Annotated in this window: 21 protein-coding genes and 1 pseudogene; 13 read left to right on the top strand and 9 right to left on the bottom strand. The window is 61.4% G+C overall.

The window, feature by feature from the left end; translation table 11 throughout:
• Window positions 1-89: 89 nt before the first annotated feature.
• The 3 genes from NKI21_RS07015 (at window position 90) to NKI21_RS07005 (ending at window position 2,662) form a co-directional block, all read left to right on the top strand.
• Complete coding sequence (locus NKI21_RS07015; protein WP_352440374.1) at window positions 90-785, top strand: acid phosphatase; 696 nt, start codon at window positions 90-92, stop codon at window positions 783-785.
• 176 nt (window positions 786-961) lie between these two features.
• Entirely contained in the window at window positions 962-2,107 is a 1,146-nt protein-coding gene (locus tag NKI21_RS07010) for an alpha-hydroxy acid oxidase (protein WP_023809835.1), read from the top strand.
• A gap of 9 nt (window positions 2,108-2,116) precedes the next feature.
• Window positions 2,117-2,662, top strand: coding sequence for an adenine phosphoribosyltransferase (locus NKI21_RS07005; RefSeq protein WP_013529989.1), 546 nt, complete (start codon window positions 2,117-2,119; stop codon window positions 2,660-2,662).
• 45 nt (window positions 2,663-2,707) lie between these two features.
• Here NKI21_RS07005 and NKI21_RS07000 read toward each other — a convergent pair whose 3' ends face one another.
• The 4 genes from NKI21_RS07000 to NKI21_RS06985 all read right to left on the bottom strand — a co-directional run bounded on the left by NKI21_RS07000 (window position 2,708) and on the right by NKI21_RS06985 (window position 6,320).
• Window positions 2,708-3,178 carry a MaoC family dehydratase gene (locus NKI21_RS07000; RefSeq protein WP_023809834.1) on the bottom strand — a complete coding sequence of 157 codons (471 nt, stop codon included), beginning with the start codon at window positions 3,176-3,178 and terminating at the stop codon, window positions 2,708-2,710.
• The gene (locus NKI21_RS06995; protein WP_352440375.1) at window positions 3,175-3,651 is read right to left on the bottom strand and encodes a MaoC family dehydratase; all 477 of its coding nucleotides are present in this window, start codon (window positions 3,649-3,651) and stop codon (window positions 3,175-3,177) included. The genes NKI21_RS07000 and NKI21_RS06995 overlap by 4 nt, the downstream gene beginning before the upstream one ends.
• 123 nt (window positions 3,652-3,774) lie before the next feature.
• Window positions 3,775-4,749, bottom strand: a complete 975-nt coding sequence (corA, locus tag NKI21_RS06990) for a magnesium/cobalt transporter CorA (RefSeq protein WP_023809832.1) — start codon at window positions 4,747-4,749, stop codon at window positions 3,775-3,777.
• A 236-nt stretch (window positions 4,750-4,985) separates the two neighbouring features.
• Window positions 4,986-6,320 (bottom strand): uracil-xanthine permease family protein, encoded by a 1,335-nt coding sequence (locus NKI21_RS06985; protein WP_023809831.1) that lies wholly within the window; start codon window positions 6,318-6,320, stop codon window positions 4,986-4,988.
• Between the two features lie 136 nt (window positions 6,321-6,456).
• Here NKI21_RS06985 and guaD point away from each other — a divergent pair, with 136 nt between their 5' ends.
• Window positions 6,457-7,821, top strand: a complete 1,365-nt coding sequence (gene guaD, locus NKI21_RS06980) for a guanine deaminase (protein ID WP_023809830.1) — start codon at window positions 6,457-6,459, stop codon at window positions 7,819-7,821.
• A 67-nt stretch (window positions 7,822-7,888) separates the two neighbouring features.
• On the opposite strand, the gene ychF is transcribed toward guaD, so the two are convergent.
• The 4 genes from ychF to NKI21_RS06960 form a co-directional block, all read right to left on the bottom strand.
• Entirely contained in the window at window positions 7,889-8,992 is a 1,104-nt protein-coding gene (gene ychF / locus NKI21_RS06975; RefSeq protein WP_023809829.1) for a redox-regulated ATPase YchF, read from the bottom strand.
• A gap of 91 nt (window positions 8,993-9,083) precedes the next feature.
• Window positions 9,084-9,809 (bottom strand): aminoacyl-tRNA hydrolase, encoded by a 726-nt coding sequence (pth, locus tag NKI21_RS06970; RefSeq protein WP_023809828.1) that lies wholly within the window; start codon window positions 9,807-9,809, stop codon window positions 9,084-9,086.
• Between the two features lie 23 nt (window positions 9,810-9,832).
• A complete protein-coding gene (locus NKI21_RS06965) occupies window positions 9,833-10,474 on the bottom strand; it encodes a 50S ribosomal protein L25/general stress protein Ctc (protein WP_023809827.1) in 642 nt (213 codons plus the stop codon).
• Window positions 10,475-10,723: 249 nt separating this feature from the next.
• Window positions 10,724-11,758 carry a class I SAM-dependent methyltransferase gene (locus NKI21_RS06960; protein ID WP_023809826.1) on the bottom strand — a complete coding sequence of 345 codons (1,035 nt, stop codon included), beginning with the start codon at window positions 11,756-11,758 and terminating at the stop codon, window positions 10,724-10,726.
• Window positions 11,759-12,050: 292 nt separating this feature from the next.
• Here NKI21_RS06960 and NKI21_RS06955 point away from each other — a divergent pair, with 292 nt between their 5' ends.
• The 8 genes and pseudogenes from NKI21_RS06955 (at window position 12,051) to NKI21_RS06920 (ending at window position 22,407) form a co-directional block, all read left to right on the top strand.
• Window positions 12,051-14,057: a putative bifunctional diguanylate cyclase/phosphodiesterase gene (locus NKI21_RS06955; protein WP_352440470.1), complete on the top strand. Its 2,007-nt coding sequence runs from the start codon at window positions 12,051-12,053 to the stop codon at window positions 14,055-14,057.
• A 482-nt stretch (window positions 14,058-14,539) separates the two neighbouring features.
• Window positions 14,540-15,973 (top strand): annotated as a pseudogene (locus NKI21_RS06950) (LLM class flavin-dependent oxidoreductase).
• Between the two features lie 91 nt (window positions 15,974-16,064).
• Window positions 16,065-16,859: an ABC transporter ATP-binding protein gene (locus NKI21_RS06945; protein WP_031212725.1), complete on the top strand. Its 795-nt coding sequence runs from the start codon at window positions 16,065-16,067 to the stop codon at window positions 16,857-16,859.
• The gene (locus NKI21_RS06940) at window positions 16,856-17,737 is read left to right on the top strand and encodes a branched-chain amino acid ABC transporter permease (RefSeq protein ID WP_023809823.1); all 882 of its coding nucleotides are present in this window, start codon (window positions 16,856-16,858) and stop codon (window positions 17,735-17,737) included. Before NKI21_RS06945 ends, NKI21_RS06940 begins: the two co-directional genes overlap by 4 nt.
• Before the next feature lie 3 nt (window positions 17,738-17,740).
• Window positions 17,741-18,811 carry a branched-chain amino acid ABC transporter permease gene (locus NKI21_RS06935; RefSeq protein ID WP_023809822.1) on the top strand — a complete coding sequence of 357 codons (1,071 nt, stop codon included), beginning with the start codon at window positions 17,741-17,743 and terminating at the stop codon, window positions 18,809-18,811.
• Window positions 18,808-20,139, top strand: a complete 1,332-nt coding sequence (locus tag NKI21_RS06930) for an ABC transporter substrate-binding protein (protein ID WP_502896758.1) — start codon at window positions 18,808-18,810, stop codon at window positions 20,137-20,139. The genes NKI21_RS06935 and NKI21_RS06930 overlap by 4 nt, the downstream gene beginning before the upstream one ends.
• Before the next feature lie 86 nt (window positions 20,140-20,225).
• Window positions 20,226-21,575, top strand: coding sequence for an ABC transporter substrate-binding protein (locus NKI21_RS06925; RefSeq protein ID WP_352440471.1), 1,350 nt, complete (start codon window positions 20,226-20,228; stop codon window positions 21,573-21,575).
• A 49-nt stretch (window positions 21,576-21,624) separates the two neighbouring features.
• On the top strand, window positions 21,625-22,407 hold the full coding sequence (locus tag NKI21_RS06920; RefSeq protein ID WP_128303763.1) for an ABC transporter ATP-binding protein: 783 nt from the start codon (window positions 21,625-21,627) through the stop codon (window positions 22,405-22,407).
• A 96-nt stretch (window positions 22,408-22,503) separates the two neighbouring features.
• On the opposite strand, the gene NKI21_RS06915 is transcribed toward NKI21_RS06920, so the two are convergent.
• Window positions 22,504-22,932, bottom strand: a complete 429-nt coding sequence (locus tag NKI21_RS06915) for a MarR family winged helix-turn-helix transcriptional regulator (protein WP_023809819.1) — start codon at window positions 22,930-22,932, stop codon at window positions 22,504-22,506.
• Between the two features lie 150 nt (window positions 22,933-23,082).
• Here NKI21_RS06915 and NKI21_RS06910 point away from each other — a divergent pair, with 150 nt between their 5' ends.
• The gene (locus tag NKI21_RS06910) at window positions 23,083-23,940 is read left to right on the top strand and encodes an alpha/beta fold hydrolase (RefSeq protein WP_023809818.1); all 858 of its coding nucleotides are present in this window, start codon (window positions 23,083-23,085) and stop codon (window positions 23,938-23,940) included.
• Window positions 23,941-23,981 lie beyond the last annotated feature (41 nt).

Raw genomic sequence — 23,981 nt, 5'->3', positions numbered from 1 at the left:
GCCCTTTTGCATTTCCGGAGGCTGGTCATGTCACATGGCCGTCATCGCATCCGGCGATCCTGTGCTGCTCTCATCAAAGGATCGCATTCATGAAAAGATACGCATCGCTCGCGGCAGGCCTGTTGCTGCTCATCCTCGGCTCGGCAGCGCAAGCGGAAGACGCCCAGCCCTTCGTCACCAACAAGGACGTCGACCTGACGATGATCCTGCCGCCGCCGCCGGCAAACGATTCGGCGCAGACCAAGGCCGAACTCGGCGAGGTGCTGACGCTGCAGGTGACGCGCACCCCGGAGATGGTCGCCAGCGCGGTGGCTGATGCCGAGGAGAATGTCTGGCGCTTTGCCGACGTCATGGGGCCGAAATTCAACAAGGAAACGCTGCCGAAATTCAGCGCTTTCTTCGATCGCGTGGTGGCTACCGAAGGGGCTGTAGTCGACCCGGCCAAGGATGTCTGGAAGCGCCCGCGCCCGCATCAGCTCAGCGATCTCGTCAAGCCGGCGGTCAAGCTGTCGAGCTCCGGTTCCTGGCCGTCCGGCCATGCCACCGTAGGCACGATGATGGGCATCATCCTGTCCGACATGGTCCCGGAAAAGCGCGCCGAGATCATGGCGCGTGCGGCCGAATACGCCCACAACCGCGAGGTCGGCGGCATCCACTATGCGTCCGACGTCGAGATGGGCAAGATTTCCGGCAGCGTTATTGCCGCGGTCCTGCTCAACCGGGACGACTTCAAGGCTGAATATGAAGTGGCCAGGGCCGAGCTTCGTTCCAATCTCGGCATGTAATCCTCGTCAGCCGGATTTAGACGGGAAGGGGCGCTTAAGGCGCTCCTTTTTTGTTAACGCTCGTGCTCAAGCGAAAGTTCGGCAATTAGTCCGTTGGCATGGCGGCATCAGGTTGATATTCGACGCATCGAACGGTGGCGAGAAGCTCGTCCCGCCATGGCCTTTGGAATTCGATGATGCGGCTCAGCGACTGTCACAACTTTTCCGATTTCCGGCGGATGGCACAGCAGCGGCTGCCCGGGCCGATCTTCAACTACATCGACGGCGCGGCCGACGATGAGGTCACCTATCGCCGCAACACCGAAAGCTTCGAGACCTGCGACCTTGTTCCCAACGTGCTGCGCGGAGTGAGCGAGGTCGACATGTCGGTGACGGTCATGGGCCAGAAGCTGGCGATGCCGTTCTATTGCTCGCCGACCGCCTTGCAGCGCCTGTTCCACCATCAGGGTGAGCGCGCGGTCGCCAGGGCCGCCGCCAAATACGGCACCATGTTCGGCGTCTCCTCGCTTGGCACCGTCAGCCTCGAGGAGGCGCGCGGCATCAGCAGCAGCCCACAGGTCTACCAGTTCTATTTCCACCGGGACCGAGGTCTTAACCGGGCGATGATGCAGCGCGCAAAGGCGGTCGGCGTCGAGGTGATGATGCTGACCGTCGACAGCATCACCGGGGGAAACCGCGAGCGCGACAAACGCACCGGCTTTGCCATTCCCTTCAAGCTCAATCTCGCCGGAATGGCGCAGTTCGCGCTCAAGCCGGCCTGGGCGATCAATTATTTCACCCATGAGGGGTTCAAGCTGCCGCAGCTCGACGAGCATGTCGACATGGGTGGCGGCACGATGTCGATCAGCCGCTACTTCACCGAGATGCTAGACCCGTCGATGACGTGGGACGACGTGGCCGAGATGGTCAAGCTTTGGTCGGGTCCGTTCTGCCTCAAGGGCGTCATATCGGTGGAGGATGCAAGACGCGCCGTCGACATCGGCTGCAGCGGCATTGTGCTGTCGAACCATGGCGGGCGGCAGCTGGATGGCTCGCGGGCGGCGTTCGATCAGCTTGCCGAGATCGTCGACGCCGTTGGCGACAGGATCGACGTCATCATGGATGGCGGCGTGCAGCGCGGCACCCATGTGCTGAAGGCGCTGTCGCTCGGTGCCAAGGCCGTCGGCGTCGGACGCTACTATCTGTTCCCGCTCGCGGCGGCAGGCCAGCCCGGCGTCGAACGGGCGCTTGAGCAGATGCGGGTCGAGATCGAACGCGGCATGAAGCTGATGGGCTGCAGTTCGATCGAACAATTGTCGCGCAAGAACGTCCGTTTCAGGTAATCTCGACCCATGAAATCCTCCCTCGAAGACACATTGCTCGCCGCGATCCGCACCATTCCGGATTATCCCAAGCCCGGCATCCTGTTTCGCGACATCACCACGCTGCTCGGCAATGCGCGCGCCTTCCGCCGCGCCATCGACGAACTGGTGCATCCCTATGCCGGCCAGAAGATCGACAAGATCGCCGGCATCGAGGCACGTGGATTCATCCTTGGCGGCGCCGTCGCCCATCAGCTCTCGGCCGGTTTCGTGCCGATCCGCAAGAAGGGCAAGCTGCCCTACGAAACGGTGCGCGTCGCCTATAGCCTGGAATATGGGCTGGACGAGATGGAGATGCACAAGGACGGCGTTGCTCCGGGCGAGAAGGTGATCCTTGTCGACGATCTGATCGCCACCGGCGGAACGGCTGAAGCCGCGGTCAAACTTCTGCGCCAGATCGGCGCCGACATCCTCGCTGCCTGTTTTGTCATCGACCTGCCGGACCTCGGCGGCCGCGCCAAGCTCGAAGCCCTCGGTGTGCCGGTCAGAACGCTGATAGGGTTCGAAGGACATTGAGGAGTGCTCTCCCTTCTCCTACAAGAAGGGAGAGGGAAAGTGGCGTTACTCGGCCTTCACCAGAACGGCGCTTTCGAACTCGAGCACCTTGTCGCCGGTGGAATCGAAAGCTTCCGAACGCAGCGCCAGCAGCCGCCAGCCGGGGCGTGAGGCGATTGGGCGGTGCGACAGCGCGGTGCGCGTGAAGGTGATGGTTTGCCCGGCATAGACCGGCTTCAGCCATTTCAGGTTCTTGAAGCCGGGCGAGGGACCGAATTCCGGCACTGGACCGGGACCGCTCCACGCAGCGATCTCGGCGTCCATACGGTTTTCCAGATTGAGTTTCATCCAGGTCGCGGCCGTGTGCCAGCCGGACGCGCAGAGGCCGCCGAGCACACTTTTCTTCGCGGCCTCCTCGTCGATATGGAAGATTTGCGGGTCGTACTTACGGGCGAAGGCCTTGATCGCCTCGGGCTCGAATGAGTGCGAGCCGAGCGTGACGGTGGTGCCGATACGGAAGAACTCGTCCAGTGTCATGCTTGGCTCCCCGCGGCATCGCGCGTGAGGAACATGACGGAGTTCTCGAGCTCGAAGACGCTTTCGCCACGCTGGTTGAACAGTTCGCTGCGCATGGTGACGAAGCCGAGTTGCGGCTTCGATTTCGACAGGCGCTTGGCAATAACCATCAGGGTGCCGGTCAGTTGGTCGCCGGCCAGGACCGGCTTCTTCCATTTGACCTGATCGACTCCGGGCGCGCCCTGGCAGGTCGAGTCCAGCAGGAACGCACCGCACAGCATGCGCATGAACATTGCGCAGGTGTGCCAGCCCGACGCTGCCAGCCCGCCGAGGATGCTGGCCTTACCGGCTTCCTCGTCGAGATGCATCGGCTGCGGGTCGAATTCTCCGGCGAATTCGACGATCTCGGCGGCACTCACGAGCTTCGAGCCGAGGTCGATCGATGCGCCCTCGATGAAGTCCTCATAGGCCCATGTTTTTATCTCTGCAGTCATGGTCTGGAATCCGGCTTGTCGACCCACGATCCCCAGGATCGGGGTTTCCGGATGCAGGCCGGCGTTCGTTTGGTCAAGCGATTTCTACTGCGCCAGCCTGTGGCAGCCGATCGACAGGGCCACTCAGAGCCAGCCGCGGCGGCGGAAGTACCAGAAGGGCAGGATCGCCGACAGCACCATCATGGCGATGGCGAAGGGATAGCCAAGCTCCCATTTCAACTCGGGGATGACGTCGAAATTCATGCCGTAGATCGAGGCGACCAAAGTCGGCGGCAGGAAGATGACGGCGGCGACCGAGAAGATCTTGATGATGGCGTTCTGCTCGATCGAGATCATGCCGAGGGTGGCGTCGAGCAGGAAGGAGATCTTCTGCGACAGGAAGGTGGCGTGGTCGGCGAGCGACAGCACATCGCGCGACAGCGTCTTGATGCGCGCCTTGGTGTCCTTGCTCATCTTGGTGCGGGTCGAGGCATGGGCGAAGAAGCCTGCCAGCCGCTGCAGAGAGATCAGGCTGTCGCGGATCGAAGACGCGATGTCCTCCTTGCGGCCGATGGCTTTCAGCAACTCCTGGAAATCACGGTTGCGCTTGGAAACCTTGGTCGACCGCGCCTCGAATATATCGCGCGAGATCGCCTCGATGTCGCGGCCGGCGCGTTCCAGAATGTCGGCGAGACGGTCGACGATCGCCTCCAGCAAGCCGATCAGGATGGTGTCGCCGCTGGTGCAGCCGGTCGCCACCTTCTCGGCGCGCTGCGGAAAGGTCTTGAAGGCCTTCGGCTCGTGGTAGCGCACCGTGATCAGCCTTGTGCCGGCGAGCACGAAGGTGACCGGCGACATCAAGGGATCGTCGACCTCGGTCTGGGCGGGCAGGGTGGCGGTCATGAAGTAGGCGCCGTCCTCGACATAGAGGCGGCTCGAAATCTCGATCTCCTCCATCTCCTCGCGCGTCGGAATGGCAACGCCGAGCCAGCTCTCGATCGTCGCTTCCTCTTCCTTTGTCGGGTTGAACAGGTCCGCCCAGACGATGGTCTCGCTGTTTGCCAGGAGATCGTCGACGACGCGCAGGCGGTCATTGTCCACGACGAAGGCCTTGATCATCGCCTGATATCCCTTGCTGGGGTCAAAGGGTGCGTTCGGATTGACGCGTCGTGTTGGATTGCACGAGACGGACACTTTCGCCGAAAGCGCCGACCGCGTGCCCCAGCCGATTAGACCCGTGATGTGACAAGGTCAAGGCAGGCCATGCCGCCCGCAAAACAGGTCAACGGCAAGTGCTGTCAACGATGCAGAGAGATAGCGGACGGCACATTGCCGCCCGCCATCTTAGGATACGTCTACCGGGAGTTTGGCAGGATCTGGTGCAGCACGATGGCCCAGACGGCGCCGAAGGCGATCGATGAGCCGAGGATGTACTGCACGAGGTCGGGGAGCGTCTTGACGAAATCCGGCGGCGCCAGCGTGGCAAACAGCGCCATCAGGATCGGCAGACCGATGACCAGCATGTTGCGCTCGGTCAGGGGTGTACCGCGCACGACGCGGAAACCGTTCATGGCGATGACGACGCAGAGGACGCCGAAAACGCCGCCGATGACAGGCCCCGGTATCGAGGCGATGACCGCCGAAAGCTTGCCGATCAGCCCGAACAGCACCAGGAAGATGCCGGCGGCGGCAAAGGCGGCGCGGCTGGCAATGCCGGTGATGGCAATGATGCCGGCATTGGACGAATAGCCGGTCACCGGGGTGCTGCACAGCAGCGCGCTGACCAGGCAGCCGAGGCCTTCACCTGTCGCGCCCTTGTCGAGCTGCTCGTCCGACAGCGGCTTGTCGATGACGGCGCCGACGGCGAACCAGGTGCCGGTGGTTTCGGCGAGAACGACGATATAGACGATCAGCATCGTCAGTGTCGCCGACAGCGAGAACGTCACGTCGAGATTGAGGAAGGCGATTCGCGGCATGGAAAACCATGTCGCGTCCGCAACGCCCGCCATGTTCAACTGGCCCATGAAGGCGGCGGCCACGCTGCCTGCCACCAGGGCGATGATCACGGACAGCAGGCGCAGCCAGGCGCCCTTCGCGCCAAGTGCCATGCCGGTCAGCATGCAGCCGACGAGGAAGGCAGCGGCGATAAAAGCGAGGACGATGTTGCCGCCGACCGTGGCGGTGCCGTGGACCGCGAACACGCTCTCCTTGAGCGCCACCGGCATCAAGGCGACGCCGACGACGATGATGATCGCACCGCCGACGATGGGCGGTACGAAGCGGTTGACGAGGCGATGGAAGATTCTTGTCGGCGAACCGAGCAGGATGACCAGTATGGCGCCCGGAATGAGCGCTCCGACCACGGCGGAGAGACCGCCAACGCCGCCGCCTGCTCCGAAGGCGATGGCCAGCACCGCGCCGATCGGGACGAAGGACGGCCCCTGGACGACCGGCAGCCGCATCAAAAGCTGCGACTGGATCAGTGTGGCAATGCCTGCGGCCACGAATGCGGACTGGATAAAGGCGCCGGCATCGCCGACGCTGAAGGCGAGCACCGATGCGATGATAAACGGCACGATGTAGACGTCCATCGCCAGTACATGCTGGAGGCCGAGCAGCGCTGCCTTGCCCCATGGCAGCGGATCGTCCGGTTGGGCAATCAATGTGATCTCTGACGCAACGCGTTCCATGTACCGTTCCCCTTCTGACCCCTCTGGAAATTCCCGCTCGATCATGGGATCAGTCGGTGCCGAAGGACAGCGGCCACAACATTTGCCAACTGTTTTTTTGTAGGCCAAGCAGACCGTTAGCCAAACCGGAGCCGCAATGACGAGAGAACCCTTCACGCTGCTCGGCACCGCCTTCCACACGCCCCAACGCGGCAGGCTGGAGGTGCTGAAGGACCATCTGTTCAGCGTCGATGCACAGGGGCGCATCGCGGAAATGCTGGCGCCGGATCATCGCGAGTACGAGGTCAGGCAGAACGCTGCCCGCCTGGCGGGCACGCTTGTTGAGCTTGCCAATGGCCAATTCCTGCTGCCCGGTCTCATCGACCTGCATATCCATGCGCCGCAATGGCCGCAGATGGGCAAGGCGCTGGATGTGCCGCTCGAAGTCTGGCTGCAGAAATACACCTTTCCGCTCGAAGCCCGCTATGCGGATGTCGATTATGCCCGCGAGGTCTATGCCGATCTGGTCGATAACCTGCTGGCCAACGGAACCACCACGGCGCTCTATTTCGCCACGGTCCATGTTGACGCGAGCCTGGCGCTTGCCGAGACCTGTCTTGAGAAGGGTCAACGCGCGCTCGTCGGCAAGGTGGTGATGGACGATCCAGAGCAGTGTCCACCTTTCTACCGCGATGCCGATGCGGCAAGCGCGGTATCGGACACCAGACGGTTCATCGAGGCGGTCAAGTCGCTGGATCCGCGCGACAGGCCGCTCGTCCAGCCGGCGATCACACCGCGCTTCATCCCAAGCTGCACGGATGCGGCGCTGCAAGGACTCGGCGAGCTGGCAACCGAATTCGGCTGCCACGTGCAGACGCATTGCTCGGAGAGCGACTGGGCAAAGCAGTTCGTCGAGACGCGCTTCGGCCGCACCGATGCGGCAAGCCTTGATGGTTTCGGCCTGCTCACCCGGCATACGATCCTGGCGCATTCGAATTTCATCGATGAGCAGGATATGGACCTCATAGAGGAGAGGGGCGCGGCTGTTGCCCATTGCCCGCTGTCCAATTTCTATTTCGCCAATGCCGCATTTCCGCTGCGCGCAGCACTTGACCGGCACATGCACGTCGGGCTCGGAACCGACATTTCCGGAGGCTACAGCCCGTCACTGTTCGATGGCTGCCGACATGCATTGTCAGCGTCGAGGACGCTGCAAAGCGGTGTGCATGCCGGCCTGCCGCCGGAGCAACGCGGTGCGCCCGGCGAACCCATCACGCACCAGGAGGCGTTCTGGCTGGCGACCGCCGGCGGTGCGGAAGCACTTGATCTGCCGACGGGCAATTTTCGCGTCGGCTATGAGTTTGACGCGCTGCTGATCGACACCAGCGCCAGGGCATCGAACATCCACATCGGCATGGCCGACGATACGCTTGAGGAGATATTCCAGAAGATCGTGCTCAACGCAGCGCGGGCCAACATCGCCACGGTCTGGGTGAGTGGCCGGAGGGTAGTTGGGCAATAGCTGGTTTTCCCGGGCTAGCCGGAGAGGGCGCTGATCACGCCGCCACGGCGGCGTGACATCCGTCACATCAGGTGTTGAACTTGAACAACAGCACGTCGCCGTCCTGGACGACATATTCCTTGCCTTCGTCACGCGCCTTGCCGGCTTCCTTGGCCGCCACTTCGCCGCCCAGTGTGACGAAGTCGTTGTAGGAGATGGTCTGGGCGCGGATGAAGCCGCGCTCGAAATCGGTGTGGATGACACCGGCGGCCTGTGGCGCCTTGTCGCCCTTATGGATGGTCCAGGCGCGCGTCTCCTTCGGCCCGGCGGTGAAATAGGTGATGAGATGCAACAGGTCGTAGCCGGCGCGGATGACCTTGTTCAGGCCGGGTTCGTCGAGGCCCAGCGACGACAGGAATTCCATTTCTTCCTCGTCGGAGAGCTGGGCGACTTCCGCCTCGATCGCCGCCGAGATCACCACGGTGCCGGCGCCTTGGGCGGTGGCCATGTTTTCCACGGCACTGGTGTGCTCGTTGCCGGTGGCGGCGTCGGCCTCGGCGACATTGCAGACATAGAGCACGGGATGCGAGGTCAGAAGGTTCAAGCCCTGCAGGATGCGCAAATCTTCGGGCGAAATACCCTTGAGCAGAATGCGGGTCGGCTTGCCGGCCTGCAGCAGTTCGAGCGCTGCCTCCATCAGCGGCAGCACGGTCGTCGCTTCCTTGTCCTTGCTGCCGGCGCGCTTGCGGAATTGCACGATGCGGCGTTCGAGGCTGTCGAGGTCGGCGAGCATCAGCTCGGTCTCGACCGTCTCGGCATCGGCGACGGGGTCGATGCGGCCCTCGACATGGGTGATGTCGTCATCCTCGAAGCAGCGCAGCACATGCACGATGGCGTCGACCTCACGGATGTTGGCGAGAAACTGGTTGCCCAGCCCTTCGCCCTTCGAGGCACCGCGCACCAGACCGGCAATGTCGACGAAGGATATGCGGGTCGGGATGATCTCCTTCGACTTGGCGATCGCGGCGATCTTCTGCAGGCGCGGATCTGGCACCGCCACCTCGCCGGTGTTCGGTTCGATGGTGCAGAATGGATAGTTGGCGGCTTGCGCCGCAGCCGTTCTGGTCAACGCGTTGAAAAGCGTCGACTTGCCGACGTTGGGCAAGCCAACGATGCCGCATTTGAAACCCATTTTTGTTCGGTCCTATCGGGAAAATAGAAATTTGATCAGGGCTATGGGCGATAGGGGTGATCAACGTCAAGCCCTTCGGTCCCCTTGATGCTCAGTCCTTGCCGCCGAACAGCTTCTTCAGCATGGCGGCCATTGGACCGCTTTCCGGCAGCTTGACCACCGGCTGTTGAGGCCGTGCTTGGCGGACGTGACTTTGCTGCTTCTGCGCCGGCTGCTTCGGTGCCGGCTTTTCCGGTTGCGAGCCGGCCTTGCCCTGGACGGCGAGGCTGGTCTTGTTCATGAAGCCGGACTCGTCGCCCTTGGCGATCATGGCGGCGTTGTCGGCGATCGCGTCGAGCAGCGGGTCGAGCCATTCGCGGTCGGCCTTGTCGAAATCGCCGAGCACATGGTGCTGGACCATTTCCTTGACGCCGGGATGGCCGACGCCGATGCGTACGCGGCGATAGGCGTTGCCGACATGGCCGTCGATCGAGCGAATGCCGTTATGGCCGCCGGCACCGCCGCCAGTCTTTATGCGCAGCTTGCCTTCGGCAAGGTCGATCTCGTCATAGAAGACGGTGAGCGCGGAAAGCTCGAGCTTGTAGAAGCGCAGTGCTTCGCCGACCGACTGGCCGGACAGGTTCATGAAGGTCTGCGGCTTGATCAGGACGATTTTTTCGCCGCCGAGCGTGCCCTCGGAAATCAGGCCCTGGAATTTCTTCGACCAAGGCGAAAAGGAATGGCGGCGGGCGATTGCGTCCGCCGCCATGAAACCGACATTGTGGCGGTTGTCAGCGTATTTCGCGCCCGGATTGCCGAGACCTGCAAACAGCAGCATCGCCTGCTCCGGGCGTGAAAGAGTTACTTCTCTTCGGCGGCAGGAGCCGCTTCAGGTGCAGCCGCTTCAGCCGTCTCTTCCGTCTCCGGCTTCATCGCCGACGAACCGGCAATGGTCGCGATGGTGAAGTCGCGGTCGGAGATCACAGGCTTGACGCCAGCCGGCAGCTTGACCGCCGAGATGTGGATCGAGTCGCCGATGTTGGCGCCGGTGAGATCGACGGTGATGAATTCCGGGATCGCATTGGCCGGGCAGTGGAACTCGACTTCGTGACGCACGATGTTGAGCACGCCGCCGCGCTTGATGCCGGGCGACTTGTCTTCATTGATGAAGTGGACAGGCACGTCGACATTGACCTGGGTGTCCTTGCCGATGCGCAGGAAGTCCACATGGACAGGGAAATCCTTGACCGGGTCGAGCTGGAAGTCCTTCGGCAGGACCTGGATCTTCTTGCCGTCGACATCGATCGTGGCGATCGTGGTCAGAAACCCGCCGCCATGGATCTTGTAGTAGATGTCCTTGTAGGTGAGCGCGATAGCCAGGGGAGGCTGCTTGTCACCATAGATTACTGCAGGCACTTTACCGTTGCGGCGAACTGCACGGGCGGACCCCTTACCGACCTGTTCGCGTGCTTCGGCCTTGAGCTCGTAAGTGTCGTGGCTCATGGCATTTCCTTTCGGTTTGTTCTGGAGCGCTCACGGTGGGCAGAGTGCCTGGACCGTAAACGTCGAAAGCCGACATACCCATGCATGATCTGGTCCGAAAACCGGAATCCACTTTTCGGGATCATGCGGGAAGGCGGCCTTCCGCCGCGTTGCCTCCAAGGGTGTCTACGCGGGTGGCGGCTCTATAGCGGAAGGCGGCCGGAGGTGCAAGCCAAAGGCACGCCCGGCCTGGTGCAGTCCAGGCGGTCGCTATCCGCGCTTTTCGATGACGGCATAAAGCACGTTGCGGTTCTCGCCGAAGAACACCTGCGCCTCGACGGTGTTGCGGTCGACGCTGGCATTGACGATGTTCCACATATCGATCTCCGATCTCAGCAGCAACACCCAGTCCATGAATGTCTCCCGGTAGCCGGCGTCAGGCGTGCCCTCGGCGTAGTTCGCAAACAGGAAGGTGCCGTTCGGCTTCAACATCTGCAGGCAGGTCTTCGTGAGTTTCACGGCGACGTTGTGGGCGAGGTAGTCGTAAAGGCCGGAGGCATAGATGAAGTCGAATTTGCCGAGCTTGTGGCCTCGCGTGAGCACGGTTCGCACCGAGCCGTCGATGGCTTCGACCGCGGTGCCCTGGAAGTCGCGCGCGATAAGCCCAACGCTCTGGGGGTCCTGGTCGAGCGCAACCCAGCGCTTGAGCCGGCCCTCCGTCAGGGCGACCGAACGATTGGCTTCCCGCAAATGGCCGGCCGCGATCGCCAGGACCTCGGTTTCCGGTCCATTCTTGGCCGCGATCTGATCGACATATCGGGTCAAGAGATCGCGCCGCTCCCGTGCGGCGACGCATGACGGTACGTTCTGGGTATGGCTGTACAGGGCCTTGCCGATCTCCGAGGCGTTGGCCACGCTCTCTGCCACATGCGGATCGCAATAGATGTAATCAAGCAACTGCGCGTCGCCGGAATAGCCCCTGGGCTTGGTGAAGGACCAGTGCGTCAGCGGATCCTCGAGAAAATACTTCAGGATCGGATGGTTCTGCGCGACCGGTATCAACGCATGCCAGACGTCGGGATGAACCTTGGAATGCAGGCCATTCAGAAAGGACAGCAAGCGACCGACGATCTCGGCCGGGTTCTTGTCCTGTTCGACCTGCTGCTGTGTCGCGTGGAGAATGAGGGCCAGCTCAGCACGCGCGGTTTCGAACGCTTCGCCATGATGCTCGAGCTTTCCCCGAGGCAGCGTGCCGGCGAGCATCTCGGCAGTAATCAAGCTTTTGCCATCAAGAACGGTCTGCACGCCATCACTCCATAGTTAACAGTCGGTTAACTTATTGCGTAGAATGCTCCCTTTGCCAATGTCGGGCCGACGGCATTTTATCGTTATGATTAATTTCCCGCCAACCATGTTCCTCTTTAGACGGCTTTCGGCCCGAATTCCGGGTTCGAGTTAACGGAAACTTGTCTTGCGCGATTGCATTTGTTTGCCCGGCGTCGCAATCGCCGTCGCGTCCAAGGAGCCGGCCCGCGTGGGGGCAGAAGCTGGAAATGAGTTCGGGAAACAAAATCCCTTTCAAACGGGGTCTATTGTGATGAACGAACACCTGTCATCCGTATTGGTCGATGCGGTTGATGCGGAGCCGTACGAGCCGCGCTACGAACTGGGGGCCGACGAGCTTCGCACCCTTTACCGCACGGAAGCGCAGGCGACGCGAAGAGGGGAAGCCAGGCCAGGGCTTTGGATCGCGGTTGCGATCTATCTCTTGTTTTCGGCAACCGATCTGCTGCTGATCCCGGATGTGGCCGCCTATACGATCACGGCGCGCTTCACGGTCGGATTGAGCGCGCTTTTGATCCTGGAAGCGCAGCTTCGCCATGGCGTCGGGACGGAATGGCTCGACGTGACCTGCGCCGGGGCCATTATCTTTGGCTATGTTGGTTGGCTGTGTCCGGCGATTATGGGCGCGGACAAGGAAAGTGTCTCTTACTATATGGTCTTTGGGACCATATTCATGATGAGCGCCAATCTTTTCTTTACGTTCAATTTCAAGCTTTCTATCGTAACTTCCGCAGTAATTTTATGTATACTTTATATTGTAAACTACTTTGTTCCTTCAACCCTCACATACAAAATGGTATTTGGGGCCTTCTATGTTTCGTGTTTCACGTTCACCTCATATGTGAACTGGAAATTGAACGAGGAGCGCTACAACGTCTTCCTGAACGCCCTGGAAGCCAAGATCCAGCACAATGAGGCGACCGAACGCGGCAAGGCCCTGCTGAGGTTGTCGCGGACCGATCCGCTTACGGGTCTGGAGAACCGGCGCGCGATAGACGAGAAGCTGCGGGACTACTGGAGCGATTGGCAAAAGGTCGGCACTAGTTTCGGGGCGATCCTCATCGACGTGGATTTTTTCAAGAAATTCAACGACTGCTACGGCCATCAGGAAGGCGACCGCTGCCTGATCCATGTCGCCAATGCGCTTAGCGATATGATCAAACAGTATAATGGCTCCATCGGCCGCTATGGCGGTGAAGAGTTCATCGTCCTGGCGCGCATGGAGACAAAAGAGCAGATCCTGAATATCGCGGAAGCCATTTGCAGCACGGTGGAGAACCTAGCGCTTACCCACGAGCTGCGGCGCGACGGCGTCTCGATCGTAACGGTGAGCGTTGGCGCCGCATTCACCAGGACGCAGACCGGGGCCAAGCTGGAGAAGATCATCCACGAGGCCGATCGCGCTCTCTATCTGGCAAAAGCCGGCGGCCGAAATTGTGCCCGGCTGTTCGATCCAACCGATCCGCAAAGCAGCGACGAGAGTGAGAACATTGCGGCCTTGCTGAAGATCGCGATCGGCCAGAATCTCGTTTCACTCGTTTATCAGCCCATCCAGGATGTCAAATCGGACCGGGTCGAAGCGGTGGAGGCTCTGATGCGCCTCAAGATGCTGGACGGCACATCGGTTCCGCCCAGCCTGTTCATTCCCGTTGCGGAACGAACCGGTGCGATCCTGGAACTCGGGCGCTGGGCGATAAGGACAGTGTGCGCCGAGCTCCTGGCGGACGACCACGTCCGTGTCGTCAGTGTCAACGTCTCCCCGATCCAGCTCAAGACACCGGGCTTCGCAACGTCTGTTGCGACTATTCTGGGCGAGACCCGCGTCGCCGGCAGCAGGCTGGCCTTCGAGATCACCGAAGGGCTGGAGATGGAGATGCATTCGGACATCCTGCGCTGCATCAGCGACCTGAAGCTGCTCGGGATCAAGATATGGCTCGATGATTTCGGGACGGGCTTCGCGGGCCTTTCGTGGCTTCGCCTGATCGATTTCGATACGGTGAAGATCGACCGCTCGTTTCTTCACGACTGCAGCTCCCCGAGCGGCAAGGCAATGCTACAGGACATTATCACCCTGGTCCGAAATCGCGGCCACAAGATCCTGGTCGAAGGGGTGGAAACCGACGAGCAGATGGTCTTGATGCGCGAATTCGGCATAGACAAGATCCAGGGCTTCCATGTCGGCCGCCCCGCTCCCGCCGTCAGTTTCCAGGCAAAGCGGGCCATGCGCAAACGGTCATTTGCCGTGCTTAAGTCCGCATGATGACGTGTGGGCGGTGGCATTTGGCTTAGAGCTTAGGCCGCTATTTGGCCGCGACGGGCCAAAAGCCGAAGTCTAGCTGACTTCACCTGAGCGCCGCGCCGGCTTCCAGTTTCTGGCCTGCTTCATATCGGCAGGAACACCGTCAGCGGGCTGAGCCGCGGCGGATGTCGAGACGCGGCCCGGCACCAAAGACGACCACGTGGAGAAGGCCGGCGCCAGATCAGCCCGACCATCGCCGTCAGGATCATCGCACCATCCGCTTGGCGGACCGGGTCAAGATCGCCACCGGCGGCAAGGTGATTGCGTCTACTTTTTCCTGATGGGGATCTCGCGCAAAACACCTTGCTTCCGCGAAACGGCTCGATCGAGGAATGCTATTCCCTAGATTAGTCTATTAAAACCATATATTTACTTTGATATTTGGCTCCCGGCCCTACCCTGCCAGCTCAACCACGATTGCTTGCAGGATTCCGGAACCGACAATGAGCAAGACCATCCGCTTCAATGCCTTCGAAATGAACTGCGTCGGTCACCAGTCGCCCGGCCTCTGGCGCCACCCGGGTGACCGGTCCTGGGACTACAAGGATCTGGAGTATTGGACAGATCTCGCCAGGCTTTTGGAGGCCGGGTTCTTCGACTCCGTCTTCATCGCCGATGTGATCGGCTATTATGATGTCTACAAGGGCAACCTCGACAATGCGTTGCTGCAAGGCGTGCAAATCCCGGTGAACGATCCGTTGCAGCTCGCCAACCCGATCGCCTTGGCCACCAAACATCTCGGCATCGGCATCACGGCTTCGACGAGCTTTGAGCATCCCTACACCTTCGCACGCCGCCTCTCGACGGCGGACCACCATACCAAGGGCCGTATCGGCTGGAACATCGTCACGTCCTATCTGGAGAGCGGGGCCAAGAACATCGGCCAGGGCGGGCTGCGCAGCCACGACAATCGTTATGACGTTGCAACCGAATATGTCGAAGTCCTCTACAAGCTGTTCGAGGGCAGTTGGGAAGAGGGAGCCGTGCTGCGCGACTAGGAGCGCGGGATATTTGCCGATCCGACAAAAATCCACGAGATCGGCCACAAGGGAAAATATTTCGATGTGCCGGGCTTTCACCTATGCGAACCTTCGCCACAGCGCACGCCCGTTCTCTTCCAGGCCGGCGCCTCGGGTGCCGGCAAGCAGTTCGCCGCCGGCCACGCCGAATGCGTGTTCATCTCGACGCCTCTGAAGGATGCCACCCGCGCCTATGTCGCGGAAATCCGCAAGCGCGCCGCCGAGCAGGGTCGCGATCCGAAAAAGGTGCTGATCTACGCGATGGCAACCATCATCGTCGATGAAACCGACGAAAAGGCACGGGCTAAATATCAGGATTACGCGAACCACGCCTCCTATGACGGCGCCCTGGTCCTGATGTCTGGCTGGACCGGCATCGATTTCGGACACTACAAACCGACGGATACGGTCAAGAAGGTCAAGACAAACGCGATCATCTCCGCCGTCGAGCATCTGGCCGGAGGCGACAAGGTCTGGTCCATCGAAGAGCTTGCAAAATGGGGCGGCATTGGCGGTCTCGGGCCGCTTTTCGTGGGATCGCCATCGACGATCGCCGATCTTCTGCAGGAGTGGGTCGAGGAAACCGACATCGACGGCTTCAACCTGGCTTATGCGCTGGCGCATGACAGCTTTGCCGACGTCATCGGATACGTCGTGCCGGAACTGCAGAAGCGCGGGGTCTACGCGACGCAGTATCGCGAGGGCACACTGCGCGAAAAGCTGTTCGGCGAAGGCCCCTATCTGCCGGCAAACCATCCGGCCCATCGCTTCCGCGACATCGAACGCGTCAAGCGCGACGAGGCCGCGGCGCAATCAACCTTGACCGAAGGGCATGCCCGCCAATCCGAACCGGCCTGACATCATCCCTGCACGGCGCCGGAGGGAAAGCGGCCCGCGCCGCCGGACCGTCGGACTTTGCCTCTGTTAGCCACCATGGAGCGCTGAATTCATGACAACGCCATCCGCACCCGCATTGGAAGTCAAGAACATCTCCCTCGCATTCAAAGGCGTGAAGGCGATCTCCGATCTAAGTTTCGAGGTGGCGCCTCAGGAAATCTGCGCCCTGATCGGCCCGAATGGGGCGGGAAAAAGCTCGCTGCTGAACATCCTGAACGGCGTCTATGTTCCCGATTCAGGCGAGATCATCTTCGAGGGCGAACATTTCCATCGGATGCAGCCGCTGGAGGCCGCGCGCCGCGGCATCGGCCGCGGGTTCCAGAACAACGCGCTGTTTTCGGGAATGAGTGTCGCCGACAATGTCATTGCCGGCCTGTCCAGGCATGCTCGCGCAACGCTCCTGGAAGAAGCACTGCTTTTGCCGCGCGCACGCGCCGAGGCGCGCCGTTTCCGCGAGCGCGCCCATGAAGTCCTGCGCCTCTTCGATCTGGAGCGGCATGCCGAGACCACCGTGGCCTTGCTGCCCTACGGCGTGCAGAAGAAGGTCGAACTAGCGCGCGCCATTGTCGCGGCTCCCCGCCTGCTGCTTCTCGATGAACCGCTGGCAGGCATGAACAGCGCCGAGAAACAGGAAATCGCGCAGATCATTGCCAGGCTGAACCGCGACCTGAAGCTGACGATCGTGCTGATCGAGCACGATATCGGCATCGTGCTGAAGCTCGCTCACCATGTCGTCGTGCTCGATTACGGGCGCAAGCTGGCCGATGGCGCGCCGGATACCATTCGCGACAATCCCGAGGTCATCGCCGCGTATCTGGGCCACGACAAGGTTGAGATCGCCGCATGAACATGTTTCTCGAAACCCTCATCGGCGGCCTGCTGGCGGGCACGATGTACTCGCTCGTCGCCATCGGCTTCGTGCTTATCTACAAGGCCTCCGGCGTCTTCAACTACGCGCAGGGGTCCATCCTGCTGTTTGCAGCCCTGACCTTCGTGTCGCTGACCGATCAGGGTGTGCCGGTGCTGGTGGCGCTGGCGATCACGGTGGTCGTGCTTGCGCTGATGGCAGTCGGGATCGAGAGGCTGATCCTGCGCCCGCTCGTCAACCGCAGCCCGATGACGCTGTTCATGGCGACGCTCGGGCTGGCCTACATCGTCGAAGGGACAGCCCAAGGGCTCATGGGGTCGCAGGTCAGGGCGCTCGATCTCGGCATCGAGGATCTGCCGATCTTCCTCGGCGACATCATGATCAGCCAGTTTGATCTCACCGCCGCCGCAGTCGCGCTCGTCCTGGTGGTGGCCCTGTCGCTGCTGTTCAACAAGACCCGCCTCGGAGTTGAGCTCAGGGGCGTGGCCGACGATACTCGCGCCGCTCTCTCCATCGGCATCGATGTCAACCGCATCTGGCAGATCGTCTGGACCATTGCGGGGCTCGTCGGGCTTGTGGCCGGTCTGCTCTGGGGCGCCCGCCAGGGCGTGCAGTTCTCATTGTCGCTGGTGGTGCTGAAGGCCCTGCCGGTGCTCATCATCGGCGGCTTCACCTCTATTGCCGGCGCCATCGTCGGCGGGCTCGTTGTCGGTGCAACGGAAAGCCTAGCCGAAACCTATATCGGCCCCTTCCTCGGCGGCGGCATCACGCCCTGGTTTGCCTATGCGCTGGCGCTCGCCTTCCTCTTCATCCGCCCCGCCGGTCTGTTTGGCGAACAGAAAATCGAAAGAGTCTGAATCATGTCCGATATTGAACTCCGGCTTACCGGCGGCATAGGCGAGGGCGCAAGCACCCGGACACTGGTCGGCATAGCCGCGGCTGCCCTGATTGTTGCCCTACCTTTCCTCGCCACGGAATACTGGATCAATGCTATCGCCGTGCCGTTCCTTATTCTGTCGCTGGCAGGTCTCGGCCTCAACCTTTTGACGGGTTATGCCGGCCAGATATCGCTCGGCGCCGGTGCGTTCATGATGGTGGGCGCCTATGCGGCATTTGCCTTCCAGCTGCGGCTGCCCGAACTGCCGCTGCCATTGGCACTGATAGCAGCCGGCATCGTCGCCGGCGCGGTCGGGTTCGCCTTCGGCTTTCCCTCGACCCGCATCAAGGGTTTCTATCTGATCGTCAGCACGCTTGCCGCGCAGTTCTTCTTCGAATGGCTGTTTCTCAAATTTCCGTGGTTCTACAACGGTGATCCGTCTGCCACGATCTCGCTTCCAGCGGGTCTGTCCGTCTTCGGCATCGATCTCAACAGCCCGCACGGACGCTATTACCTGACGCTCGCCAGCGTCGCCGTGCTGACCTGGCTTTCCTACAATCTCGTGCGCAGCCAGCCCGGTCGCAACTGGATGGCCCTCCGCGACATGGATACGGCAGCGGCCGTGATCGGCGTGCCGATCCTGCGCGCGAAACTCCAGGCCTTCGCCGTATCGAGCTTCATCTTGGGCATTGCGGGCGCACTCTGGGCATTTGCGTATCTCGGATCGGCCAGCGTGCAGAGCTTCGGCCTGACGCGATCCTACCAGATACTCTTCATCATCATCATTGGCGGCATGGGCACCATTCGCGGCGCTTATTTCGGAGCCGCCTTCGTCAGCCTGTTGCCGCTGGCGCTCGACTGGCTGTTCCAGCGGCTGCTCGGCGGCCATGTCGACGCCGGACTGCTTCAAAACATCCAGAAGGTGATCTTCGGGGTCCTCATCCTCTGGTTTCTCATCAAGGAACCGGAGGGACTAGCCCGCTTGCTGCAAAGACAGCGTGGAGATTTAGGCAATCGCCGCCTTGCGCGGCTCAAAATCAGGAGACAGACGTGAAGAAACTGATCATTGCCGCGCTTTTGGCGGGTGGCGCCTTCGTGGCGAGCCCCGCCACGCTCAACGCCGCGGATGTGTCGCAATATATCCCGCTGCCGACCTATCGTGTCGGTGCCTACGCCTCTTCGGGCGAACTCTGGTGGGCAGGCGAAAGGGACTATTTCCGCTATATCAATGAGGTCGAGGGCGGCATCGACGGGATAAAACTCAACTACGAAGAGTTCGAGACCGAGTGGAGCCCGGACCGGACTGTCGAGGTCTACGAGCGGGTCAAGGGCGGCAAGGATGGTTCGCCGATCGCTTTCTTCTTCACGCACGGCACGCCCGCGACCTATGCGCTGCTCGAGAAGGCTGCCGCCGACAAGATCCCGCTGATCGATCCGGCCGGTGGGCGCACCGAATCCATCGACGGCAGGGTGTTCCCGTATGCCTTCCCGCTGCTGTTCAGCTATTACAGCCAGGCCTCGACCGGCATCAACTATAACGCGTCCAAGGTCGGTGGGTTCGATAAGCTCAAGGGCTTGAAGATAGCAACCGTCTATCACGACAGCGCCTATGGGCGTGCCACCCAGCCCGCTGTCGACCTGCTCGCCAAGAAATACGGCTTCGAGAACATCCAGATCCCCGTCGCCGATCCAGGCAATGAACAGTCGCCGCAATGGCGCCAGGTCCATGAGCTGAAGCCGGACTGGGTGTTCTTGCGCACCTGGGGTGTCTCCACCGTGGTGGGCATCAAGACGGCAGCCCGCTTCGGCTTTCCGGCCGATCATATCATCGGCGACGTCTGGGCCGGCTCCGAATCCGACGTCATCCCGGCCGGGAAGGCGGCGATCGGCTATTCCGCCCTTGCGCCTTATCCGGCGGGGGCCGATTTCGAGATCCATCAGCGGCTCAAGAAATTCATTCTCGACGCCGGCAAGTCCGACCTGCGCGATCAGAAGTATTTCGGCGCCGTCAATTACAATGTCGGTCTGGTCAATGCCGCGCTCGCCGTGGAGGCGCTCCGCACCGGCTACAAGAAGTTTGGCGCTCGTCCCCTGAATGGCGAGGAAGGCCGGTGGGCCTTCGAGCATCTGACCATCGACGAAAACCGTCTCAAGGAGATCGGCTTTGTCGGCCTGCTGCAGCCGATCCAGATCACGCCGCTTGACCATGAAGGCGGCGGCGCTGCCCGCATCCAGAGCTGGGATGGCAAGAAGTGGGTTCTCCAGACCGACTGGATCAAGGCCGACCACGAAGCGCTACGGCCGCTGATCGAGCAGCAAGCCGCCGCCTATGCCAAGGAACACGGCATCGCACCGCGTACGCCAGATACCGAAACCAATTGATATTCCACTTGATAGTCCCACCGGGGGAGGGGCGTCGTGCCCCTCCTTGCCTGAAACAGGAGTTCACCATGCACCAAAAGCTCGCCATGCACCAAAAGCTCTTGCGCGCTGCCCTGGCGGCTGCCACTTCGTTGCTGCTGCTTGCCAGTGCAGCCAAGGCCGTTGAAACCCAGCCGGGTCCCGACAGCGACAAACAGTTTTTCCCGATCGCCAGCTATCGCGTCGGCCCCTATGCGGCGTCGGGCGCTTCCATCTGGGCCGGGCAGATCGATTATTACCGCTATATCAACGAAGTCGAAGGCGGCATAAACGGCGTCAAGATTGCCTGGCAGGAATGCGAGACGGAATGGACGGCCGAAAAGGGCATCGAATGCTATGAGCGCTTCAAGCACGGGCTGAACGGCGCTCCGGTCGCCGCCTATTTCCCGAACGGCGCGCCTGCCGCCTATGCACTTTCCGACCGCGCGGCCGCGGACAAGATACCGCTGGTAACACTTGCCTACGGTCGCACCGAGGCCACCGACGGGCGTGTGTTCCCCTATATCTTTCCGGTCATGGTGACCTTCTACAGCGAGGCGTCGGCGGTCGTGAACTATGTTGCCGAGCGCGAAGGCGGCTTCGACAAGCTCAAGGGAAAGAAGATCGCCACCGTCTACCATGACAGCGCCTATGGCCGCGAGACGCTTGATCCGCTCGCCCTTCTGGCAAAGAAATACGGTTTCGAGAATATCCAGATTCCCGTTGCCGATCCGGGCAGCGAACAATCCTCGCAGTGGCGGCAGGTCCGCGAAGCAAAGCCGGACTGGGTGTTCCTGAGAACCTGGGGTGTTTCGACGCCGGTAGCCATCAAGACCGCGGTGCGTTTCGGCTTTCCCGCCGACCACATCATCGGCGATGTCTGGGCTTCGTCCGAGGAAGACGTGATCCCGGCCGGCGAAGCGGCGAAGGGATATCTGGCGCTGACGCCTTATCCGGCCGGCGCCGACTTCAAGATCCACGAGCGTTTGAAGAAGGACATCATCGACGCCGGCAAGTCCGACCTGCGCGATACCAAGGCCTTCGGCAGCGTCTATTACAATTCAGGTCTCGTCGGCGCCCTGCTCTCTGTGGAGATCGTTCGGCAGGCCCAGGCCAAGTTCGGCAACCGCCCGATCACCGGAGAAGAAGGCCAGTGGGCGCTGGAGCACCTGAAGCTTGATGACGCAGCCCTTGAAAGGGCAGGTTTCCGAGGCCTGGTGCAGAACCTCCAACTGACGCCCGCGGACCATGAGGGCGGCGGCGCGGTGCGCGTGCAGCAATGGAACGGGTCCAAATGGTCTCTCGTCAGCGACTGGGTGCAGGCCGATCGCACAACGCTGCGTCCGTTGATCGACGCGAAATCCGAGGCCTATGCCAAGGAGCATGGAATTACGCCCCGCGATATCGGCAGCAACTGACAGGACGCGGCGGCCGCTTTGACGGTTTCCCACGATAAGGAGAAACGCCATGACCACGACATCGAAGCCCGTCGCCCCGGCGGCTGATCAGGACACCCTTCTCGAAGTGTCGGGCATCGAAGTCGTCTATGGGGGCGCCATTCTGGCCGTCGCCGATGTGTCGCTGACGATCGGCAACGGCGAAATCGTTGCTTTGCTTGGAGCCAACGGTGCCGGCAAGAGTACTGTGCTCAAGGCGATTTCGGGCCTGGCCAGCGCCGATCGGGCCAAGGTGCGCCGGGGGCATATTCGCCTCGACGGTGAGGATATTCTCGGGCTTGCGGCCAACAGACTGGCAACGCGGGGCATCGTCCACGTCATGGAAGGGCGCCATGTCTTCTCGCATCTGACGGTCGAGGAGAACCTCTTGACCGGCGCATTTCTGCACCGGCCAAGCCGCAAGGAACTGCAGCGTCAGCTCGACGACGTCTACGGCTGGTTTCCACGCCTGCGCGACAAGCGGCGCACGCATGCCGGGCTTGCGTCCGGCGGCGAACAGCAGATGCTGGCCATCGGCCGGGCGTTGTTGACGCAACCAAGGCTCGTCCTGCTCGACGAGCCCTCCATGGGGCTCGCACCGCGCATCGTTCAGGAAATCTTCGCGATCATCGCGCGCCTTAACCGGGAGAAAGGGACGGCCTTTCTGCTGGCGGAGCAGAATGCGGCTCTCTCGCTTGCCTACGCACAGCGCGGCTATGTTCTTGACACCGGCCGCGTGGCGCTCGAAGGGCCGGCGGCCGACCTTGCAGCGCGTGACGATCTCCACCGCATCTATCTGGGCGACGCGCCCTGACGCAGTCGTCGCGTTCGATCCGCGAATGTCTTCGAGGATGCATCTCGCGGGCAGAGGCCGGCGGGTGAGGTCCGACCGTCGAGAAGGCCGGGCCGGCTACCGGTCGCCGATCAACGCGGCGCGTAGCGCCTGGATCTGCCGGTTCAAGGCATCGAGCTGCGCCAGCGTCATGCCCGAGCGCTCGATCAAGGCTTCATTCAGGCAGTTGCATTGCACCAGCAGCCCGCGCCCGGCTGATGTCAGGTCGACCTGCACCTGGCGTTCGTCGGTCTGGCTGCGCTGGCGGGTCACCAGCCCGGCCTGCTCCATTCGCTTTACCAGCGGCGTGACGGTGCTCGATTCCAGAGCGAGCCTGTGGGCGATCGTGCCGACCGACATGCCGTCAGCCTCTCCAAGTGCGTTCAGTACCAGGTACTGCGGATAGGTGATGCCCATCTCGTCCAGCATAGGCTTGTAGCTGCGGTTGATGGCCATGCTGGTGGCATAGAGCGTGAAACAGAGCTGATTGTCCAACGGGAGAGGCACGGCGCATTCCTTTTGCCAATATGGGCGTCAATTCGATACCACGAAAAATAATATCGCGATACATATTTTTGTGGACAAGGGTTTTGAGTCGCGCTAGCTAAATCGTTATCGCGATATCGTTTATCGCGAAAATAACAGAAGGAGATTGAGATGACCTCGCAAACCAAGCCCAGTTCCGGCAGCGGTACGATCACCACCAAGGACGGAACGCAGATTTACTACAAGGACTGGGGGACCGGGCAGCCTGTCGTCTTTCATCACGGCTGGCCGTTGAGCAGCGACGATTGGGACGCTCAGATGCTGTTCTTCCTGTCACAGGGCTACCGTGTCATTGCACATGATCGTCGTGGCCACGGCCGCTCGACCCAGACCGATATCGGCAACGAGATGGATACCTATGCCGCCGACGTCGCGGAACTCACCGCTCATCTGGACCTCAAGAACGCCATCCATGTCGGCCATTCGACCGGCGGCGGCGAAGTGGCGCGCTATGTCGCCAAATACGGCGCCGAAGGCCGTGTCGCCAAGGCGGTGCTGATCGGCGCGGTGCCGCCGATCATGCTCAAGACCGCTGCCAATCCCGGCGGCCTGCCGATCGAGGTCTTCGACGGCTTCCGCTCTGCCCAGGCAGCCAATCGCGCCCAGTTCTTCCGCGATGTTCCCGCCGGTCCATTCTATGGGTTCAACCGCCCGGGCGCGGACATCTCGCAGGGCGTCATCGACAATTGGTGGCGCCAGGGCATGATGGGCGGCACCAAGGCGCATTATGATTGTATCAAGGCTTTCTCGGAAACCGACTTCACGGAGGATCTGAAGGCAATCGACGTGCCGGTCCTGGTCATGCACGGAGACGACGACCAGATCGTTCCGATCGCCGACTCGGCGCTGCTGACGATCAAGCTGCTCAAGAAGGGCGAGCTTAAGGTCTACGAGGGTTTTCCGCACGGCATGGCCACAACCCATGCCGATGTCATCAACGCCGACCTGCTGGCCTTCTTCAAGGCATAGGGCTTTCCGAATAGCCTACAAAAATGCACCCGCCATCAGGC

The organism is Mesorhizobium sp. M0715, from assembly GCF_040320355.1.
GTDB lineage: Bacteria > Pseudomonadota > Alphaproteobacteria > Rhizobiales > Rhizobiaceae > Mesorhizobium.
Note: the sequence above shows the minus strand (reverse complement) of the source record. Positions and strands in the feature narration are given on the sequence as shown.

What these genes read in the sequence shown, in the direction of transcription:
- NKI21_RS06965 (WP_023809827.1), bottom strand. Translation starts at nt 10,474, where the DNA reads ATGAGCCACGACACTTACGAGCTCAAGGCCGAAGCACGCGAACAGGTC.
- NKI21_RS06995 (WP_352440375.1), bottom strand. Translation starts at nt 3,651, where the DNA reads ATGACTGCAGAGATAAAAACATGGGCCTATGAGGACTTCATCGAGGGC.
- NKI21_RS06945 (WP_031212725.1), top strand. Translation starts at nt 16,065, where the DNA reads ATGACAACGCCATCCGCACCCGCATTGGAAGTCAAGAACATCTCCCTC.
- NKI21_RS06910 (WP_023809818.1), top strand. Translation starts at nt 23,083, where the DNA reads ATGACCTCGCAAACCAAGCCCAGTTCCGGCAGCGGTACGATCACCACC.
- NKI21_RS07010 (WP_023809835.1), top strand. Translation starts at nt 962, where the DNA reads ATGCGGCTCAGCGACTGTCACAACTTTTCCGATTTCCGGCGGATGGCA.
- NKI21_RS06940 (WP_023809823.1), top strand. Translation starts at nt 16,856, where the DNA reads ATGAACATGTTTCTCGAAACCCTCATCGGCGGCCTGCTGGCGGGCACG.
- NKI21_RS07005 (WP_013529989.1), top strand. Translation starts at nt 2,117, where the DNA reads ATGAAATCCTCCCTCGAAGACACATTGCTCGCCGCGATCCGCACCATT.
- NKI21_RS06985 (WP_023809831.1), bottom strand. Translation starts at nt 6,320, where the DNA reads ATGGAACGCGTTGCGTCAGAGATCACATTGATTGCCCAACCGGACGAT.
- corA (WP_023809832.1), bottom strand. Translation starts at nt 4,749, where the DNA reads ATGATCAAGGCCTTCGTCGTGGACAATGACCGCCTGCGCGTCGTCGAC.
- NKI21_RS07015 (WP_352440374.1), top strand. Translation starts at nt 90, where the DNA reads ATGAAAAGATACGCATCGCTCGCGGCAGGCCTGTTGCTGCTCATCCTC.
- NKI21_RS06925 (WP_352440471.1), top strand. Translation starts at nt 20,226, where the DNA reads ATGCACCAAAAGCTCTTGCGCGCTGCCCTGGCGGCTGCCACTTCGTTG.
- NKI21_RS07000 (WP_023809834.1), bottom strand. Translation starts at nt 3,178, where the DNA reads ATGACACTGGACGAGTTCTTCCGTATCGGCACCACCGTCACGCTCGGC.
- NKI21_RS06935 (WP_023809822.1), top strand. Translation starts at nt 17,741, where the DNA reads ATGTCCGATATTGAACTCCGGCTTACCGGCGGCATAGGCGAGGGCGCA.
- pth (WP_023809828.1), bottom strand. Translation starts at nt 9,809, where the DNA reads ATGCTGCTGTTTGCAGGTCTCGGCAATCCGGGCGCGAAATACGCTGAC.
- NKI21_RS06955 (WP_352440470.1), top strand. Translation starts at nt 12,051, where the DNA reads ATGAACGAACACCTGTCATCCGTATTGGTCGATGCGGTTGATGCGGAG.
- NKI21_RS06920 (WP_128303763.1), top strand. Translation starts at nt 21,625, where the DNA reads ATGACCACGACATCGAAGCCCGTCGCCCCGGCGGCTGATCAGGACACC.
- ychF (WP_023809829.1), bottom strand. Translation starts at nt 8,992, where the DNA reads ATGGGTTTCAAATGCGGCATCGTTGGCTTGCCCAACGTCGGCAAGTCG.
- guaD (WP_023809830.1), top strand. Translation starts at nt 6,457, where the DNA reads ATGACGAGAGAACCCTTCACGCTGCTCGGCACCGCCTTCCACACGCCC.